19 protein-coding genes are annotated in these 17864 nt (G+C 41.5%); 5 read left to right on the forward strand and 14 right to left on the reverse strand.

Annotation, left to right across the window (positions count from 1 at the left end; genetic code table 11):
- Nucleotides 1-54: 54 nt before the first annotated feature.
- The 12 genes from RDV63_RS11835 to RDV63_RS11890 form a co-directional block, all read right to left on the reverse strand.
- Entirely contained in the window at nt 55-870 is an 816-nt protein-coding gene (locus RDV63_RS11835) for a hypothetical protein (protein ID WP_313909698.1), read from the reverse strand.
- Nucleotides 871-960: 90 nt separating this feature from the next.
- Nucleotides 961-1962 (reverse strand): SMEK domain-containing protein, encoded by a 1002-nt coding sequence (locus RDV63_RS11840; protein WP_313909699.1) that lies wholly within the window; start codon nt 1960-1962, stop codon nt 961-963.
- Nucleotides 1963-2060: 98 nt separating this feature from the next.
- Complete coding sequence (locus RDV63_RS11845) at nt 2061-2618, reverse strand: GNAT family protein (protein ID WP_313909700.1); 558 nt, start codon at nt 2616-2618, stop codon at nt 2061-2063.
- Nucleotides 2619-2740: 122 nt separating this feature from the next.
- The gene (locus RDV63_RS11850) at nt 2741-3220 is read right to left on the reverse strand and encodes a hypothetical protein (RefSeq protein WP_217667590.1); all 480 of its coding nucleotides are present in this window, start codon (nt 3218-3220) and stop codon (nt 2741-2743) included.
- A 515-nt stretch (nt 3221-3735) separates the two neighbouring features.
- Nucleotides 3736-4143 carry a hypothetical protein gene (locus RDV63_RS11855; protein ID WP_313909701.1) on the reverse strand — a complete coding sequence of 136 codons (408 nt, stop codon included), beginning with the start codon at nt 4141-4143 and terminating at the stop codon, nt 3736-3738.
- A gap of 109 nt (nt 4144-4252) precedes the next feature.
- Complete coding sequence (locus RDV63_RS11860) at nt 4253-4999, reverse strand: type II CAAX prenyl endopeptidase Rce1 family protein (protein WP_313909702.1); 747 nt, start codon at nt 4997-4999, stop codon at nt 4253-4255.
- Between the two features lie 104 nt (nt 5000-5103).
- A complete protein-coding gene (locus RDV63_RS11865; RefSeq protein ID WP_313909703.1) occupies nt 5104-5517 on the reverse strand; it encodes a hypothetical protein in 414 nt (137 codons plus the stop codon).
- A gap of 106 nt (nt 5518-5623) precedes the next feature.
- Nucleotides 5624-6031, reverse strand: coding sequence for a hypothetical protein (locus tag RDV63_RS11870; RefSeq protein WP_313909701.1), 408 nt, complete (start codon nt 6029-6031; stop codon nt 5624-5626).
- 127 nt (nt 6032-6158) lie between these two features.
- Nucleotides 6159-6377, reverse strand: coding sequence for a DUF6500 family protein (locus RDV63_RS11875; protein WP_313909704.1), 219 nt, complete (start codon nt 6375-6377; stop codon nt 6159-6161).
- A 146-nt stretch (nt 6378-6523) separates the two neighbouring features.
- On the reverse strand, nt 6524-6997 hold the full coding sequence (gene dfrA6 / locus RDV63_RS11880; protein WP_259429034.1) for a trimethoprim-resistant dihydrofolate reductase DfrA6: 474 nt from the start codon (nt 6995-6997) through the stop codon (nt 6524-6526).
- Nucleotides 6998-7298: 301 nt separating this feature from the next.
- Entirely contained in the window at nt 7299-8651 is a 1353-nt protein-coding gene (hemN, locus tag RDV63_RS11885; protein WP_313909705.1) for an oxygen-independent coproporphyrinogen III oxidase, read from the reverse strand.
- A 90-nt stretch (nt 8652-8741) separates the two neighbouring features.
- A complete protein-coding gene (locus RDV63_RS11890) occupies nt 8742-9233 on the reverse strand; it encodes an SCP2 domain-containing protein (protein ID WP_313909706.1) in 492 nt (163 codons plus the stop codon).
- A 105-nt stretch (nt 9234-9338) separates the two neighbouring features.
- Here RDV63_RS11890 and RDV63_RS11895 point away from each other — a divergent pair, with 105 nt between their 5' ends.
- From RDV63_RS11895 to mog, 3 genes are read left to right on the forward strand one after another with little or no spacing between them, the layout of a single operon-like run.
- Nucleotides 9339-10331 carry a peptidase U32 family protein gene (locus RDV63_RS11895; protein WP_313909707.1) on the forward strand — a complete coding sequence of 331 codons (993 nt, stop codon included), beginning with the start codon at nt 9339-9341 and terminating at the stop codon, nt 10329-10331.
- Nucleotides 10332-10354: 23 nt separating this feature from the next.
- On the forward strand, nt 10355-11227 hold the full coding sequence (locus tag RDV63_RS11900) for a U32 family peptidase (protein ID WP_313909708.1): 873 nt from the start codon (nt 10355-10357) through the stop codon (nt 11225-11227).
- A gap of 27 nt (nt 11228-11254) precedes the next feature.
- Nucleotides 11255-11791 carry a molybdopterin adenylyltransferase gene (gene mog / locus RDV63_RS11905; RefSeq protein ID WP_313909709.1) on the forward strand — a complete coding sequence of 179 codons (537 nt, stop codon included), beginning with the start codon at nt 11255-11257 and terminating at the stop codon, nt 11789-11791.
- Here mog and RDV63_RS11910 read toward each other — a convergent pair.
- Nucleotides 11788-13533: a bifunctional protein-serine/threonine kinase/phosphatase gene (locus RDV63_RS11910; RefSeq protein WP_313909710.1), complete on the reverse strand. Its 1746-nt coding sequence runs from the start codon at nt 13531-13533 to the stop codon at nt 11788-11790. The two genes, mog and RDV63_RS11910, sit on opposite strands and share 4 nt — an antisense overlap.
- A gap of 36 nt (nt 13534-13569) precedes the next feature.
- On the reverse strand, nt 13570-15066 hold the full coding sequence (locus RDV63_RS11915) for a NarK family nitrate/nitrite MFS transporter (RefSeq protein ID WP_313909711.1): 1497 nt from the start codon (nt 15064-15066) through the stop codon (nt 13570-13572).
- Between the two features lie 300 nt (nt 15067-15366).
- On the opposite strand from RDV63_RS11915, the gene RDV63_RS11920 reads away from it, so the two are divergent.
- Together RDV63_RS11920 and RDV63_RS11925 are read left to right on the forward strand one after the other, a co-directional pair.
- A complete protein-coding gene (locus RDV63_RS11920) occupies nt 15367-16629 on the forward strand; it encodes an MFS transporter (RefSeq protein ID WP_313909712.1) in 1263 nt (420 codons plus the stop codon).
- A gap of 2 nt (nt 16630-16631) precedes the next feature.
- Nucleotides 16632-17834 carry an NnrS family protein gene (locus RDV63_RS11925; protein WP_313909713.1) on the forward strand — a complete coding sequence of 401 codons (1203 nt, stop codon included), beginning with the start codon at nt 16632-16634 and terminating at the stop codon, nt 17832-17834.
- Nucleotides 17835-17864: the final 30 nt, after the last annotated feature.

The raw sequence follows: 17864 nt of genomic DNA on the forward strand, positions 1-17864 counted from the left end.
GACCGCAACGCGGTTGGCGTCCCAGCGACCAATGGGAGCGAGTGATGCGCATTGTTAGCTATCCTGCCAAACGATTGTTCCATCTAAATACTGGCCCTTTGCTCGCTTTATTATTTCAAAATCAAATATCCCATACTTGTATCTCTTGTTGACACGAACAACAAAATTACTACCAATGTCGAACTTTTTACTGACCACGTTTGGTTTCACAGCAAAGTTCATCGAACCTTCCAAAGCTACTCCGGGGTACACAATCGAATCAATACTTGGGTGTTTTTCGAAAATTAGCTTTGATAGCTTTCTTGAATATAGATAGTCAGACTTCGATGCTGCCTTATCTCTCAACAAGCTAGACAGAAATGAATCCGTGTATACATAGCTTCGACCGATATCGAAGTTCATCTCGTTCATTATTCTGTTTAAGTGGTTTCCTAAATGATCGGATGACTGAGCTCGTCCCCATCTATGAACATTAGTAATCTCACCAACGATTGCACATCTTAATTTTGACTCTATCTTTTGTCTGTAAGCAATAATGTGAACTATGTCACCAGCTTTGCTACCTATCTCTTCCAATACGGAGAACTGATTTGTGGACAAGTAGAGCATCGGCTGCTTAGGCTCGTTCATTCTACCAGCCTTAGTTATTTCAGCCGGAGGAGCACCTAATTCGTTAGTATTGTCATATCCTATTCTGCCAATACAACACTTCCTAGCTCGCCAATAAGAGCGGTCATATGACATTTCGTAGTTCAATACACCATAGAAATCTAAAAGATGCCTGAGCATAATTTCTACACTATCCGGCTCAATACACTTCAAAATCCCTTCACATAGCTCATCTAGATATCTCAATTCCAGAACTTTCATATTCCTCCTTGGATAGCTAACGCCGCACTCTGCGGCAAATTTTGAGCGTAGCGAAAAATTTGTCCGACAGCAGTGCCTTGTTACATTTCACTACTGCAGATGTGAGAAGTCACAATCCAAAATTATTCTTCTTAGCCTGTTAAGGTCACCATTACAGAAACTTTTTAGCGCACAAAACAGATTTGTATCATCTAATTCATCTCTGAAATAAGGCTCAAGAACACTGATATATCTATCATCCCCATGTGGATCATACTCATCATTCACAAACAATAGATCTTGAGCTTTTAGGACGTGGAATATCTGCACCCCATAGTCTCCGAATGCCTGACCTACTTGGCTTGTAGGCATAACGATATTGTTTTCATCTGCGCGTCCATAAATGTTGCGAGCGAACTGACCGTGCCCAACGATGTAGAATAAGTACTCTCTCTGGTGTTTAGTCAGATTTGATAATATTTGTGCGAGTGATTTTAGGTCATTTAACAACTGCTCGGTATATTCCGGCTCATCTTCAAGGCCCAAAAAAGAAATTAATGCATTTGGCCTAGGTGTTGAGTAGGTTGTCATCAGTCCTAACGGCAGAATGCTGTCAGATTGCTCAACCCTACTAACTAAGTTTTGTGCCAAATAGCTATCAATATAGAACACATCTCTGTCATCCAAGTTTGCTATGGCCTTGTACAAATCATTGAGATTTATAACGCTAGTGTTAATGTCCTTATCTGTTAAAGTGCACAAGTCTTTATTGGAGATAATCAGAAAAATCAACTTATCAAAGTCTCGATCCAGCTGTTTCTCCTTAAATCTTTCAACCGTGCGTCTGAACTTTTGATTAGTAGATTCTGATGTGACCTGTATACAAGTTCTAGAGCTATAGTCACCCAAATCTATGGCCGGATAATTATCTTGTATTGCATTCATATCCCTTAATCGAAGATTGTATGCGATATTCAAAACATCAATAAAAAGTCGCTCAGCACTTTTGTTAATGTCGTTGAACCCAGCTTTATTTTGAATTGTTACAACATTCGCGAATGTTGAAAATCTTTCAGCCAATGCTTTAAGTACGTTTTCTCTTCTGATATCCATATTATTACTTCTTACTTGATTGTGAAATGTAACGCCCCGCGCATGCGCGCGAACTTGTGAGCGTCGCAAGGGCCACAGGCCCTGAATGACGCGGATTGTTATGTTGCACTGAACTCTGAACGGAGCAAACCGAAACATTTGAGATCATGAAACTTATTCTTCCAATAACCACACTCACGCCGAAGCCCTTCTTCTTTAAATCCAAGCCGACGCAGCAATGATTCAGAGGCACGATTGCCTGGAACTGTATCAGCTTGGACTCGATGCAATTCACCACAGGGAAGAATCCCTGCAAATCCAGCACTAATAATGGCGCGAACAGCTTCTGAGGAATACCCTTTCCGCCAAAACTCAGGCAGCAGATCATAACCAATAACGGCATTACGCATTTTGCTGCTCCACGAATTAAAGCCGCAGGTGCCTATCAATCGACCTGATGACTTTAACCGGATAGCCCACCTGATACCTTGCTGCTCCTCATATCTTGATTTAAAAAGACTAATCAAATTTGCTGCTTGGCTATGTTCGCGAAACACATCTAAATCGTAGTATTCGACCACAGATGGGTTGGAAAACAAATTGAATAGATCAGCTTCATCATCAACACAAAGTTCTGTAAGTAATAGCCGATCAGTTTCTAGTGATGGAAATACCATCTAAATTCCTTTTTCAACATAACGCCCGCGTTCAGCCGCGGCCAAAGTTGGGTGGCTTTTGTGGTATAAGCGCAGCGACCACAAAAGGCGCACAGCTTTGGACGTCGCGCTGCAACGCCTTGTTATGTTGTGGGGACACCATAGAATGCCTCTGATGCTTCCTCCTTAATATTATCAAATTCTTCCTTAGTTATTTTACCCGATTCGAGCTCTGATTTTGCTTTTGAAATTTTGGCACGATACTTCATTTCCAAAACTGCCAAAATGTACCCATACTTTTCCCTGGTTATTCGATCAGCACTTAGCTCTTTGAGTGCCAATGCTTCATTCCAGGTTTTTCCAGAAGGTGCCTCAGGTATTGAAAAATCCTTAGAAGATAAGTTCGAATCACCTAATAAGTAGCCTTGCTCTATTGCTCTTTGCGCACATTTAAAATTGTAAAAATCAACCATATGCGATGCTGCACGCCAGTCGATAAATGCATGACGACAAACTTTAATTAAATCTGGGTCGTTAGCGTGCGCCAATTTTACACTTTTCATCGAACAGGCTGATAGGCTGCTGATGATTAACACGTAAAATATACTCTTAATTAGTTTCATTTTTATGCGATCCAGTAAACAACATAACGCTTTGCTAAGGGGCAATTAACTGTTGGCTAAACTTGCGCGAAGCGCCAAGCCAACTGTTAATTGTCCCAGTGAGTTTACGAACGAACTTTAGCAACTTGTTAGCTACCGCTATACGATGAATGAACCCCGTCATAGTAACCTTGAGCAAAGGCAGCGTGCGGACTTCTATGACGAACGGTACCCGCTTGACTTTCAGGCAATGAATCCAAATCTATGTGAAGACGCTCATCTCTACGAGCTCCGGCTTGGTAACCTAATTCATAGGCACAGCCAGCGCATTTATGACGCCCATGGCCACCTTGGTCATGAGGAAGTGATTCTAAAAAAGGCCAATGACGATGTTCTTGATTACAATTACTCATTTCGATCTCCTTATATTCCGTGAAATGATTTAGGTAGCTAACGCAAAGCACACGGGCGGAAAAACGCGTTAGCGTTTGACGTCCCAGTGGCCGAAGGCCACGAGTGATGCGCATTGTTAGCCATTATTTATTTACACCGGCGATGTACTCTTTATTTATTTTGGAGTATGCATCTAAATCAATCAGACTGATTAGGACGTTATCGATTACAGCCGTGCCATTACGGTCAATATTGATTGACTCATCATCAATATAAACTTTTACCATTGGCATCTTGGTCTCATCATCAATTGCTGTATCAAATTTGACATTAACCTCTTTCCCGTTTGAAAGCTGGTATGTCCGTACAACGCTTCCATTAAAGCTGTCAAAATCTTCAGATAGCTGAGACTTTATTTCGTAGACATAAAAGGAAATATCGCTTTGCTCGAGACTGTTTGACTGAGGACCACTTTCGCCAATGTAATTAAGGGCATAGCCTATGGATATCCCCGCTATCAATACCACTGAATGTAAAATGAAATTCTTCACTGCATTTCTCCTTGCGAATGGCTAACGCGAAGCACACGGGCGAAAAAACGCGCCAGCAGGTTTGCCGTCCCAGCGACCGAAGGAAGCGAGTGATGCGTATTGTTAGAAATCAAACAAATTGACCTGAAAAGTTAACTAAATTGTGAGCGACTATGGGAAAAATTAAACTCCCAGTTTTTTCTCTTAACCACAGCAAAATAAAACCATAAACGCCTGTAATTATTATAGTAATACAAGAAAAATGCCATTCACCGGTACTGTAAATTATTCCATGAACCAAGCCAAATAGCACAACGAGCAATAGCCCCGCTACATTAATTTTTGCACCTAGTACATTATAATTCTTTGAAATTATTGCTAAAGATAAAGTGTATAAAATAATTCCTCTAAACATGGGCTCTTCATCTAGCCCAGGCATTGTTGCTTGGAATAGTAACTCTTCAATATCATAGTCAGGTCCATCACCTAAAAGAGCACTAAGCATTAACTGCAAAATTATAAATAAAATAGTAGCGATAAATGCAGGCTTAAAAGAGCTCGTTTTTTGCTTTAGGGTAAATCCAGCATCAGCGGCTTTAAAATTAGGATTAAAACGTATAAGTAAAAATAACACCAAAATCCATAGAAAGACTCCTGCTATCTTACCACCCCAATTCCAACTCAAATCATGAATAATTTTATCAATTGGGATGATTTCCCCACCTATTAACAAGACGACAAAATAGCCGAAAAATAGCGCTAGAGAAATAGCAGCCCACTTAGAATTTATGGTTACTTTTTTAAATTTCGCTAAAATCAAAACAATAATAAAAATAATTCCAACATGAACAGAAACTGATAAAAAAAACTCTAACATTTACATATACCTATGATGCTTTCTAACGCAGCCAGCAGCGGCCGAAAAACCGCGCAGCGGGTTTGAGGTCCAGGGCACGCAGTGGCCGTTGCTGACTGGCCTTGTTAGGCATTTGCCCGATGCGTGCTGCGGACTAAAAAATAAAAACACACAGCCAATAACAAATAGCGTGGCAGCGTTGTAACGATTGTATTGAGCATTTGAGGCTGTGATTGCGCAACAAAATACAGTTGTAAGAGTACTAAAGGCGCGAGCAACAAAGCGTAAAAAGTGAAATCTGGTTTGCTGATTACCAGCTTACCGGCGATTGCCACCACTAAAAATGCTGCCGCCAACGGCACTGCGATAGTGAATAAGTCGACCAGCGTAACCGCAAGGAGGCTTGATACTTGTGCAACCGGTTTTAAAATGTCAGCCGGTATTGCTACTGCGGCACCAATGCCTGCAATAGCAATTGACGCATAAGCTAGTGCAACACCTAAAATGACGGCAATTACTCGATTTTTGATTTGATCCATCTACTTACTCCTTGTTTTGCCTAACGCAAAGCACACGGGCGGAAAAACGCGTTAGCGTTTGACGTCCCAGTGGCCGAAGGCCACGAGTGATGCGCATTGTTAGCCATTATTTATTTACACCGGCGATGTACTCTTTATTTATTTTGGAGTATGCATCTAAATCAATCAGACTGATTAGGACGTTATCGATTACAGCCGTGCCATTACGGTCAATATTGATTGACTCATCATCAATATAAACTTTTACCATTGGCATCTTGGTCTCATCATCAATTGCTGTATCAAATTTGACATTAACCTCTTTCCCGTTTGAAAGCTGGTATGTCCGTACAACGCTTCCATTAAAGCTGTCAAAATCTTCAGATAGCTGAGACTTTATTTCGTAGACATAAAAGGAAATATCGCTTTGCTCGAGACTGTTTGACTGAGGACCACTTTCGCCAATGTAATTAAGGGCATAGCCTATGGATATCCCCGCTATCAATACCACTGAATGTAAAATGAAATTCTTCACTGCATTTCTCCTTGCGAATGGCTAACGCCCGGCTTTGGGGCGGACTTGTAGCCGCGCAGCGGCGGAAAGGCCGTCCCAGCCCCGAAGGGGCGACAACAGCCGTTTGTTATGTGATTTGAAGGCAAGGCTAGACACCGGCTAAAACCATATCTTTAATCTTTACCGCTTTTTCGAAGTGATCCAATTTGTGAGTTTCTATCCACCACCGAGCCGCTTCCATGAGAACCTCTGGCTGATCGTTTTTATTCTTGAAGAACGCGTAAAACGACAACCCCACCGTCGCGCCCTTCTTCTCTATTTTTAGATCACATACTTCAATAATCTTTTCTCTAAGCTCTTTCCGCAAAGCAGTATTCCTTTGTTGGGTTGATCACCTAACGCCCTGTTAAGGTGTGAGCAACGCAATACCGAAGCCTCCGCATACCACCTTAAACACTAAACGCAACGCATAGTAAAAATGCCACGCGTTGCGAATCACTCTTAAACAGATTGTTAGCCCTTTGCCCAAATTTGGTACGTGTAATCAATATTTGAACTGAAACTTTGCTCAAATGTTTGCTTGAAGCCCTGTGGAACTGGAGGAAAAAACACATCGCCAGAGATATGCTTGTGAATCACTGAAAGATGGATAACATCTGCTTGATCGATTAAAGCTTCATATATTTCACCACCACCAGAAACAAAGATATGTGCTGTCGCATTGTTTAGGTAAGCTAATGCCGATTCAACACTTGCGAAATACACAACATCAGGGTCATTCGAGATAATTTTAGAACGAGTAACCACTGCATATTTTCTATTCGGAAGTTTACCCATTGAGTCGAAGGTTTTACGACCAACTAGAAGCCATTGATTGTAAGTCATGGCTTTGAATAGGAGCTGCTCGCCTTGTACATGCCAAGGTATATCCAATCCAGAGCCAATTACTCCATTCTCGGAAACAGCTGCCATAAGAGATATTTTCATTTTTCCTCCTGAGGGCTAACGCTTATTAGGCGGAAAAATCCGTATTTAAACACGGATATTTCCGTCTTTGTAAATTTAATGTTTAAGACATTACAATGATTTTAGATTATATACAATAGGTTATGGGTACAGTGCTATTTTTTGGTGCGGCAAGTACGGAAAAGTCAGTCTAATAAAGCTAAGAACGTGTTTATCTGGTTATGTATGTAATTACAGTATTTTGCGTAAGAAGTAACCTATTAAATCACCAGCTTTGAAAGGTGGTGATTTAATGTTAGTAAGACTTTTTAAACTGTTTTATTTAAACCACTTTTGAATAACGCTGTTGGCCTTTATTTAAATAGGCATCGAAACAAGCACAGATACTGCGTACCCATAAACGGCCTGCTTGGGTGACTACTAGCTTATCTTGGTGTACTTCAACTAAAGCATCTTCAATAAAAGGGCTTAACTTTTGTTTAGCTTCAGCAAAGTAGTGCCAAAAATCGGTTAGTTGCCAGTTAGCGCTAAATTGGTTTATATCTAGTTCAAAATGACAAATTAACTGGCTAATTAAGGCTGCACGGAGTTTATCGTCGGCATTTAAACTAAAACCGCGTTCAACAGGATAAGTGCCCTGCTCTAGCGCTTTGTAATAATCGGTTACTACTTTACTGTTTTGCCATAGCACGCCATTAACTTGGCTAATGCTAGACACACCTAAGCCAACTAAGGCATCTTGACCGGCTGTGGTGTAACCTTGGAAGTTACGCTGCAACTTACCCGCTTGCTGGGCTTTAGCTAGGCTATCATTGGGCTTAGCAAAATGGTCCATACCAATAAACTGATAACCGGCATCGACAAAAGCACTGATCCCTAACTGCTGTAATTCAAGTTTAGTGGCTGCTGTAGGTAGGCTGTCGTTATCTAACTTGCGCTGGGCGGCAAAGCGCTCGGGCAAGTGGGCATAACTAAATAAAGAAATACGATCTGGGCTTAGCTTAATAATTTCTTTCAAAGTTTGCTTAAAACTTTCGCTGTGCTGAAAGGGTAAACCATAAATTAAATCTAAATTAATTGAGCTAAAACCAAGCTGCTTACTCAATGCCACTTGGCGGCGAATAAGATCTGTATCTTGCACTCTATTAATAGCTATTTGTACTTTTTCGTCTAGGTCTTGCACGCCATAACTGACACGATTAAAACCTAACTGGCGTAAATGGGCTAACTTTTGGTCACTACAACTGCGCGGATCAATTTCAATGCTTATTTCAGCATCAGCTGTTAGCTTAAAATAATGCTGGATCAGAGCCATTAATCGGCTTAACTGGACTTCAGTTAAAAAGGTAGGTGTGCCCCCGCCCAAGTGCAGCTGATTAATTAACTTTTGCTGTAATAGCGGGCCGTACATAGCCATTTCTATGGCTAAGTTATCAAGGTAAATATCCGCTTTATGTTGATGCTTGGTAATAACTTTATTACAGCCACAATAAAAGCAGAGTTTCTGACAAAAAGGGATATGAATATACAGGCTTAATTCAGCGCCGCTTTGCTCAATAGCTTTAGCAATATTAGCTAGATCAAAATCTGGATTTAACGCTAATGCGGTTGGGTAAGAGGTATAACGTGGCCCATTAATATTATATTTTTCAATTAATTTATTATCCCATCGCATTATACGGCTCTCACTTAATGTTGCTGCTAAAGGCTAATATAGCGCGCATAGCAGTTTGGTTATTGATCTAGCTCAGTTTTCTCTGCGTTATCAAAGCTGTTCTGCTACTTGATGAGCAGTTAACCAGTGTAAGCCTTCAATAATTGGTTTGGGCAAGCGCTCTAAGCCAATACTATCTAACAGGTTTTTACACTCTAGCCCTAGCTCTGTATCACCTAATATGACTAATTTTCGACGAAAGAATAAAGTATCTGGGTCAACTTGATTTGTGATCATTTGTAAAAAATCCACTGAACTTGCTTTAATTAGGCTATCTTGCTTTTGTGCTGGCAAGCTAACCTGTAATCGCTTATCTACTAAGCTAATACCAAAAGCTAACTGATAGTCAGTCACTTCAATAACCACGCTTTTGTTCAGTAAAAAGTCGAGTTCGCCACTACGGCATTCTTGTTGAAAAAACTGATTTAAAGCTAAGCTTAACACCCTTACTTGTACTGCTTTTGGCGCATAATGATTAACCCGCCGCATTATTAAGGGTATTACCGATACCACCTTTTGGTTAGCTCTTTTAATATCAAACATAGTGCACCTTTTATTAGTTTTTAAGCCCTATAATCAAACCATAATTAACTTACTGTGCACATAACCTTTCAGAGGTAGTGCAGTGATTTAAGTACAGGTGAAAATATGGAGCTTTTATGCCCAGCCGGCAGCATGCCGGCATTGCAAGCCGCTATAGATAACGGTGCAGATGCGGTTTATGTTGGTTTAAAAAATGATACTAATGCTCGGCATTTTGCCGGCTTAAATTTTGATCAAGCAAAGTTAGAGCAAGCTGCACGCTATGTTCATCAGCATGGCAAAAAACTGCATATTGCTATTAATACTTTCGCTCATCCAGATAACTGGCAACGCTGGCAACAAACCGTGGATATGGCTGTTGCTGCTGGTGCAGATGTATTAATTATTGCCGATATAGCAGTGCTTGCTTATGCCGCTGAACGTTACCCCTTTGTAGAGCGACATTTATCGGTGCAAGCTTCGGCCACTAATGCCGCTGCCATTGAGTTTTATCGCCAATTTGGTGTCAGCCGAGTGGTATTGCCACGCGTATTGTCTATCCAGCAAGTACGTGCCCTAGCCCATAGCTGCGATATTGATTTAGAAGTCTTTGCCTTTGGCAGCTTATGTATTATGGCTGAAGGCCGCTGCTACTTAAGCTCGTATATGACAGGCCAATCCCCTAATACAGCGGGGGCTTGTTCACCTGCAGCCTTTGTTCGTTGGGATGAAAACGACGGCAATTTAGAGTCGCGTTTAAACGGCATTTTGATTGATAGCTTTGCGCCTAATGAAACCGCAGGCTACCCCACTTTATGTAAAGGTCGATTTAAAGTTGGCGACGATCTTTATCATGCTTTAGAAGAACCCACTAGCTTAAATACTTTAGATCTGCTGCCCGATTTATATAAACAAGGCATAGCCTCGCTAAAAATAGAAGGCCGGCAACGCAGCCCTGCCTATGTGGCACAAATTACCCAAGTGTGGCGCGCGGCTATTGATCACGTTATGCAAGATCCAGATCACTTTATGGTGCAACAAAACTGGCAGCAGGTGTTAGCAAGCTTATCTGAGGGCAGCCAAACCACTTTAGGTGCTTATCACCGCAGTTGGAAGTAATTAGATATTTTGGAATAAATGCAATGAAATTTTCTCTAGGCCCAGTGCAATACTTTTGGCCAAAAGCGCAAATGCAGCAGTTTTATCAGCAGGCTGCCGACTCCAGCATCGATATTGTTTATCTTGGTGAAACTGTCTGCAGCAAAAGGCGTGAACTTAAGCTAGCAGATTATATGACGCTAGCCCATATGTTACGTGAAGCCGGCAAACAAGTTTGTTTGTCCACTATGACATTATTAGAAGCGCCAAGCGAGCTTAGAGAATTACGTAAGTACATTGAAAACGGTGAGTTTTTAATTGAAGCTAATGATGTAGGGGCTATTTCGTTACTGCAAGAGCAAAGTTTACCTTTTGTTGCTGGTGCGGCCATTAACTGCTACAACCAACATACCCTGCGTCGTTTAGTTGGCATGGGCATGAACCGCTGGGTTATGCCGGTTGAGTTATCACAGCAATGGTTAAGCAGCATTTTGCAGCAAAGTGTTATTACAGATATTCGTGATTGTTTTACTACCGAAGTATTTGCTTTTGGTCATCTCCCTTTAGCTTGGAGTGGTCGCTGTTTTACTGCGCGCTCAGAAAACCGCAGTAAAGATCAATGTGAACTATGCTGCATTAAATACCCGCAAGGCCGTAAAGTTAATAGCCAAGATGGCAGCCAAGTATTTATTCTTAACGGCATTCAAACTCAGTCTGGCCATCGTTATAACTTGGTTAATCAGCTGCCAACTATGCAAGGCCTAGTGGATATAGTACGCTTAAGCCCCGAAGTAGAAGGCACTTTTAGCTGGCTAGACAAATTTAAAGCCAATATTAACGGCCAAGCACCGCAAGCTTTAGCCGCTACCGACAGCAACGGCTATTGGTTGCAATTAGCCGGTATGGCAAGTCAGTAAATTTAGATGGGATAAACAGGAACAAACATGACTAATCAGATTGCTAAAATTGGCATTGTCACCGTGAGTGATCGCGCTAGCGCCGGTGAATATGAAGACATCTCTGGTCAGGCGATAATTGATACTTTAAATGACTACTTAACCAGTGAGTGGCTACCTGTATATCGGTTAATTCCTGATGAAAAAAACTTAATAGAATTAACTTTAACCGAACTAGCTGATGATGAAAACTGTAGTTTAATTGTCACTACCGGCGGTACTGGGCCAGCAAAGCGAGATCTAACCCCTGAAGCAACAGAAGCAGTGTGCGATAGAATGATGCCTGGTTTTGGTGAGCTTATGCGCGCTGAGTCATTAAAATATGTTGCCACTGCCATATTATCTAGGCAAACAGCAGGATTACGCGGCGATAGCTTAATCATTAACTTACCAGGTAAGCCTAAAGCTATTCGCCAGTGTTTAGATGCGGTGTTCCCTGCTGTACCTTACTGCATTGATTTAATGGAAGGGCCTTATTTAGTGTGTAATGAAGCGGTGATTAAACCCTTTCGACCCAAAAGCTAACGCCGTAATATAAACAGCCACACTACTAACAGCAAAGTAATAAACCAAAACCCCGACAACAACTGCCAAAATAGTAAGGGGTTGGTTTTATGCTCTTGCTTTACTTCTTGATGCAAAAACTCTGGGTTTGGCTGCTGTAGGTCGGTAAGCAATTGGTTCAGGGTTTGATAACGCTGGTTTAGCGATAAACTTACCCCTTTTTCTAAAGCGCGATCAAACCAAGTTGGGATAACAGCATTAAACTGACTGGCAGAACGATAGCGTAACTTGTCATAATCAGCGGCTGTTCTGCACTCTTCTACCGCATCGCCGTAAGGCAACTGGCCACCTGTAAACAGCTCATAGCTAATAGTTGCTAAGGCATAAATATCACCTTGAATACCTGAGTTGTGGCCAAGTAAATATTGCGGATCAGAATAACTGGCCGTACCTAAAGCGATATCCTGCTGCATAGGGCTATAAATTTCAGCTAAGCTGGCTACATAAACCGAGCCAAAATCGACCACCTTAAGTTTTCCATCTGGCAAACGTAAAACATTGCCAGGCTTTAAGTCTTGATGAATAGCCCCCACTTGATGAAAAGCTTGTAAACCTTGAGCTATCTGTTTTACTAATGAAATAGCCAGCGATGGCTTTAACGGTTGCGGCTGCTCGGCAAACCATTTATCTAAGCTTTGGCCGGGTAAATATTCCATTAAATAATATAAAAACGTGCGTGGCCTATCTTGGCGAATCACTTTTACTACATGCTCACTTTGGATCCGCAAGCCAATCCATTCTTCGCGTATAAAACGGTCAATATAAAAATGATCATCGTCAAAGTTGATTGATGGGCATTTAAGCACTAATTCAGTTGCAGTAGACTCATCTTTAACTAAATATAAATGGCTACGACTGCTGGCAAATAACTCCTTTAGTACCAAATATCCATCTATTTTCATGCCAGGCTCTAGCGCAGGTGGAAAAGGTAAACGGGTTAATTGTTGGTTTAAATCATCTAAACTTTGCTTTGGAATACTTAACACCTCAACCAAAACAGCGCTTAAATTATCATTAGAGGCAGAGGCCATAGCGGTATCATGCAAGGCTGTTACTGCTTGCTTAAGATCAGCTTGCTGCATCAGCTCAATTAGTTTTGGCTCGGTAATAAAATCGTGAATACCATCGCTAGTCAGTAAAAATCTATCGCCAGCCAAAATACTAATATTGGCATAATCTGCCGAGACCTTGGCATCCATCCCCAAAGCCCGGCCTAAAAACTGCCTCTTATCAGATAAGATAGTGGTATGGTCTTGAGTTAGCTGCTGTAACACGCCATCGCGCAAGTGATACAAGCGGCTGTCGCCAACATGAAAAAAGTGAGCAGTTTGTGATTTTAAAACTAAAGCCGTAAAAGTAGTTAAGTAGCCTTTATTCTCTTGACCATGGGAATGACTAAAGCCATGGCTAAGTTGGTAAAGCTGGGCATTAATGGTTTTTAATAGTTGCTCTGCGCTATAAGAAACTGACCAACTATCTGGTGTTTGCGGGTAATCTTTAGTAAAGCGCTGTACTGCCAACAAACTGGCTTGCTGGCCGGCTTCAGCCGTACTAACACCATCGGCTAAAGCAAAACAGGCGCCTTTATAAGTAACAAGGTGAGCATCTTGTGGTATATAGCTGGCTACCGCATCTTCGTTTGTCGGCTTAATACCGGCTTTACTTAGTTGACAGTAAGCTAGCTGTAGCTGTTGTTCACTCACCTTATTTACTTCTCCCGCGGCTTAAGCTGTTGCCAATTAGCCTACACTAATATGATGTACAGTGCCGTCTTCTCCCACTTCAGTAATATGGCCTTTAGGGTCATCTAAAAACATCACGCTAAATAATCCTACTAGCGCAGAAGCGGCTATAACATAAAAGAAGGTACTATAATCAACATAACTTAACACTGTTAAATACACCACAGCACCCACATTACCATAAGCACCTGCCATACCGGCTATTTGCCCAGTCATACTGCGCTTAATCAGTGGCACTATAGCAAAAACAGCACCCTCGCCGGCTTGAACAAAGAAACTACATAACATAGTGGCCAGAACCGCTAAAGGTATCCACCAATGGCTATCCATTAAGCCCATTAAAAAGTAACCTGCAGCTAAGCCACCAATAAGGATCACCATACTTTTGCGACGGCCAAACTTATCTGAAATCCAGCCACCCATAGGCCGCGACACTAAGTTCATAAAGGCAAAGCCAGAGGCTAATAAGCCAGCTTTAACGGCAGTTAACCCTTCGAAGGTTTCAATAAAATATAGCGGTAACATAGATACTACGGCTAGCTCAGAGCCAAAGGTAGTAAAGTAAGCTACATTTAAAATACCCACTTGTTTAAAGCTATATTTATCTGCTTCAGCTACACCAGCACGCAAATGCTCTACGTTGACGCTCCATATTTGTTGAGTTTGGCCAATAAACAGTACCACCAACACCCCCCAAAATCCGTACATAATATTCGTAGAGAATAACTCTACTCCGGCTGGGGATAAACGCCATGCCAACATACCTAGGGCTAAATACATTGGTATATTCATGATAATTAGCAAGTACAGATCGCGCCAGCTTGAAACCATCATGCCACCGGTTTTTTTCGGTTTAAAATAAACCGAACCTTTAGGGGTATTACGCACTAATTTATAAAATATTAACGCGTAAACAGCACTGACAACACCCACTGAAGCAATAGCATAGCGCCAGCCATTTTCACCACCAAACATTAACGCTAATGCTGGTAAAGTCATAGCAGCTGCCGCTGAACCAAAGTTACCCCAGCCACCATAAATGCCTTCTGCTGTGCCAACCTGATTATGCGGAAACCACTCACCTACCATACGAATACCAATTACAAAACCGGCGCCGACAAAACCTAATAAAAATCGCATTATGGCCAGCATGTTATAGGTTTGAGCAAAAGCAAAGCCAATACACAGCATGGCAGATATAAATAGTACTAAGGAATAAACAATACGAGGCCCATAACGGTCCACCATCATACCGACAATGATACGAGCCGGAATGGTTATGGCGACGTTAAGAATTAATAAGGCTTTAACCTGAGCATCACTTAAGGCTAACGCCTCTTTGATATGAATAAGCAAAGGAGCATGAGCAAACCACATAACAAAGGTTAGAAAGAATGCAAACCACGCTAAGTGCAGCATTTTTATTTTTTGATCAGCAAAATTAAGGATCCTTAATTTGCTACTGTTTTGTGCTGAATATGACGGCTCTGACATATTACCCCTCCAAGGGATTTACTAATTAACCTTACTCATTGTAAGGATCAAACCCGACAAAATCTTTGATTTAAAACAAGACAAAATAATGCTCAAGCCTGCAGCAACTCTAGCTCTAACCCCTTTTAAGTAGTAACTTATCCCTGCCATCCGCTGCTAGCTTTGCAGCAACTACCTCTATAGGAGTAGTTGGCAAAAAATGATGTGCATTTTTAGCGCATCAGAGGTACACCCTAGTAACCGCTGCAAAATTAATTGCACTGAGTAAACTAAAGCTATGGCTTACTAACGGGTAATAACATGCAAGTAAAACGGGTTAATGCAAATAAAGCTTTAATTATTGCCACGCTAGCCTTTGCTGGTTGTTTTTCAATTTGGACCCTTTATGCCGTTATGGGCTTAAACCTGCAGCAACAGCTAAAATTAACAGCAACGCAGTACGGGGTTTTATTAGCTGCGCCAATATTATCTGGCGCCTTATTGCGTATCCCTGTAGGTTTACTGGCTGATCGCTATAACAGCCGAAAGCTGTGGATAGCGCTCATGTTATTGGTATTACCCCCATTACTACTTTTGCCTTATATTAATAACTTTCAAGGTTATTTATGGCTAGGGCTTTGGTTTGGTGTTAGCGGTGCATCATTTAGCATTGGCACTCGTTATGTATCTGATTGGTTTAGCACAGCGCAACAAGGCCGAGCTTTAGGTATTTTTGGCGTTGGTAATGTAGGCGTTGCCATTAACTTTGTGTTAATTCCGCTAATACTGCACTTTTTAGATTGGCGCTGGATAGGCCCCATCTATGCCCTAGGGCTAAGTTTATTAATAATATTGCTGGCCATGGCACCTAATGTACAGCAGTCTGCCAGTACTAAACAAAAACCAATGTCATTACGCAAGTTAAGTGCTCAGTCCAGACTTTGGCGATTTTCACTGTATTATTACTTTGTTTTTGGTAGCTTTTTAGCACTTTTATTATGGCTGCCACAATATTATATGCAGGCCTATGAATTAACGGCGCAGCAAGCCATGGCCTTTACTTTATTTTTTGTTGCCAGTTCATCTATTATGCGTGCGGTTGGCGGCTGGTTTGCCGATAGATATGGTGGTAGAGCGGTAAACTGGACTGTATTTTGGGTCTGTATTGTCTGCTTATTCTTTTTAAGCTATCCACCTACTACCATGCTTATTCATGGTATAGAAAAAGACGTTACTATAAAAATCTCAGTTAACCTGTGGTGGTTTACTGCTTTAATTTTTGTTATTGGCGTTGCCCAAGGTTTTGGCCGAGCTAGTGTTTATAAAGTGCTTTATGATTATTACCCAACCCAAATGGGCGCAGCGGGGGGCTTTGTTGCCGCTATTGGTGCTTTGGGCGGTTGTACCTTGCCAATTTTATTTGGTGTAGCTCAAGATGTACTAGGCATTGTTACTGGCTGCTTTATGATTTTATATGGTGTGCTTGCACTGTGTATGGTGACAATGTTTTTTGCAAACCAAGCAGCACAATTTCAGCAGCGACTACAATTAGCGCGTGAAAATAACTTTTTACAGGATGAATAAAAATGCAAATTAGTGATCTGGCTACAGAGCAAAAACTGACGCCGTTACTACGGCAAGCATTTAGACCCATGTTTTTATTAGGTGGGGCTTTTAGCGTTATTGCTATGTTGCTGTGGGGGCTTGTCTTAGCGGGTCATATTCACCTAGCCCCCTTTGCTGATGTGTTATTTTGGCATAAACACGAAATGATCTTTGGCTTTGTTGTAGCTATTATTATTGGTTTTTTATTAACCGCAGTGCAAAACTGGACTGGCCTGCGCGCCCCTCATGGCAAAACCTTATTGTTTATTACCTTATTATGGTTAGCCGGCCGCTTAGTCTTATTATTTGGCCAGTCTTTACCCTTAGTATTAGTCGCAGCTATTGATCTTAGTTTTTTACCTGTTTGTGCTTTTTTATTAGCCAAACCGCTTATTCAAACCGGCCAACAGCGCAATTTGTTTTTTATTCCTGTGTTAGCGCTACTGACTATATGTAACTTATTAATGTACATAGGTGTTGCTTATCATCGCTATGATTTACAGCAGCTGGGCAGTCAAAATGCGGTTTGGTTAGTCACTTTATTAATGACCATAGTCGGTGGCAGAGTATTGCCTATGTTTACTGCTAACGGCACTCAAACTAAAAAAGCCGAGCCTATAGTCTGGTTAGATCGTATTGCTTTAGGCTCACTTTGGTTAATATTTATCGTCCACTTTTTTACCTTAACAAGTTATATTCCTACTTATGCTATGAGTGCCTTATTTGCTGTTAGCGCCTTAGCCATTGCTATTCGCTGCGCGCGCTGGAAAATATGGATCACCGCTAAAGTGCCTTTATTATGGTCATTGCATATTGCCTATTGGTTTATTCCAATCGGCTTAGCCTTATATAGCGCCCGTTACGCCGGTTTGCCCATTACTAATAGTGTTGCTTTACATGCTTTAACTGCTGGGGCTATGGGCTCTATGATCTTAAGTATGATGGCACGCGTTTCTTTAGGTCATAGTGGCCGAGTATTAAAACCCAAAGCCATAATGTCCGTTGCCTTTATTTTAGTTATTGCTGCGGCAGTCAGTAGAACACTGCTGATCTCAATTTGGCCGCTTGAAACAACACATTGGTTAATGTTGGGTGTGGCTGCTTGGTGTGTCGCTTATTTGCTCTATGTTATTGTCTACTTCCCAGTATTAACTACCCCGCGTCCAGATGGTCGCCCAGGTTAATAAGGCATTTTGCTACAATACAACTCCAAG

The sequence above is a fragment of the Rheinheimera sp. MMS21-TC3 genome, assembly GCF_032229285.1.
In the GTDB taxonomy this organism is placed as follows: domain Bacteria; phylum Pseudomonadota; class Gammaproteobacteria; order Enterobacterales; family Alteromonadaceae; genus Alishewanella.

What these genes read in the sequence shown, in the direction of transcription:
- RDV63_RS11915 (WP_313909711.1), bottom strand. Translation starts at nt 15,066, where the DNA reads ATGTCAGAGCCGTCATATTCAGCACAAAACAGTAGCAAATTAAGGATC.
- dfrA6 (WP_259429034.1), bottom strand. Translation starts at nt 6,997, where the DNA reads ATGAAAATATCTCTTATGGCAGCTGTTTCCGAGAATGGAGTAATTGGC.
- RDV63_RS11845 (WP_313909700.1), bottom strand. Translation starts at nt 2,618, where the DNA reads ATGGTATTTCCATCACTAGAAACTGATCGGCTATTACTTACAGAACTT.
- RDV63_RS11860 (WP_313909702.1), bottom strand. Translation starts at nt 4,999, where the DNA reads ATGTTAGAGTTTTTTTTATCAGTTTCTGTTCATGTTGGAATTATTTTT.
- RDV63_RS11925 (WP_313909713.1), top strand. Translation starts at nt 16,632, where the DNA reads ATGCAAATTAGTGATCTGGCTACAGAGCAAAAACTGACGCCGTTACTA.
- RDV63_RS11900 (WP_313909708.1), top strand. Translation starts at nt 10,355, where the DNA reads ATGAAATTTTCTCTAGGCCCAGTGCAATACTTTTGGCCAAAAGCGCAA.
- RDV63_RS11920 (WP_313909712.1), top strand. Translation starts at nt 15,367, where the DNA reads ATGCAAGTAAAACGGGTTAATGCAAATAAAGCTTTAATTATTGCCACG.
- mog (WP_313909709.1), top strand. Translation starts at nt 11,255, where the DNA reads ATGACTAATCAGATTGCTAAAATTGGCATTGTCACCGTGAGTGATCGC.
- RDV63_RS11835 (WP_313909698.1), bottom strand. Translation starts at nt 870, where the DNA reads ATGAAAGTTCTGGAATTGAGATATCTAGATGAGCTATGTGAAGGGATT.
- RDV63_RS11865 (WP_313909703.1), bottom strand. Translation starts at nt 5,517, where the DNA reads ATGGATCAAATCAAAAATCGAGTAATTGCCGTCATTTTAGGTGTTGCA.
- hemN (WP_313909705.1), bottom strand. Translation starts at nt 8,651, where the DNA reads ATGCGATGGGATAATAAATTAATTGAAAAATATAATATTAATGGGCCA.
- RDV63_RS11890 (WP_313909706.1), bottom strand. Translation starts at nt 9,233, where the DNA reads ATGTTTGATATTAAAAGAGCTAACCAAAAGGTGGTATCGGTAATACCC.
- RDV63_RS11895 (WP_313909707.1), top strand. Translation starts at nt 9,339, where the DNA reads ATGGAGCTTTTATGCCCAGCCGGCAGCATGCCGGCATTGCAAGCCGCT.
- RDV63_RS11840 (WP_313909699.1), bottom strand. Translation starts at nt 1,962, where the DNA reads ATGGATATCAGAAGAGAAAACGTACTTAAAGCATTGGCTGAAAGATTT.
- RDV63_RS11850 (WP_217667590.1), bottom strand. Translation starts at nt 3,220, where the DNA reads ATGAAACTAATTAAGAGTATATTTTACGTGTTAATCATCAGCAGCCTA.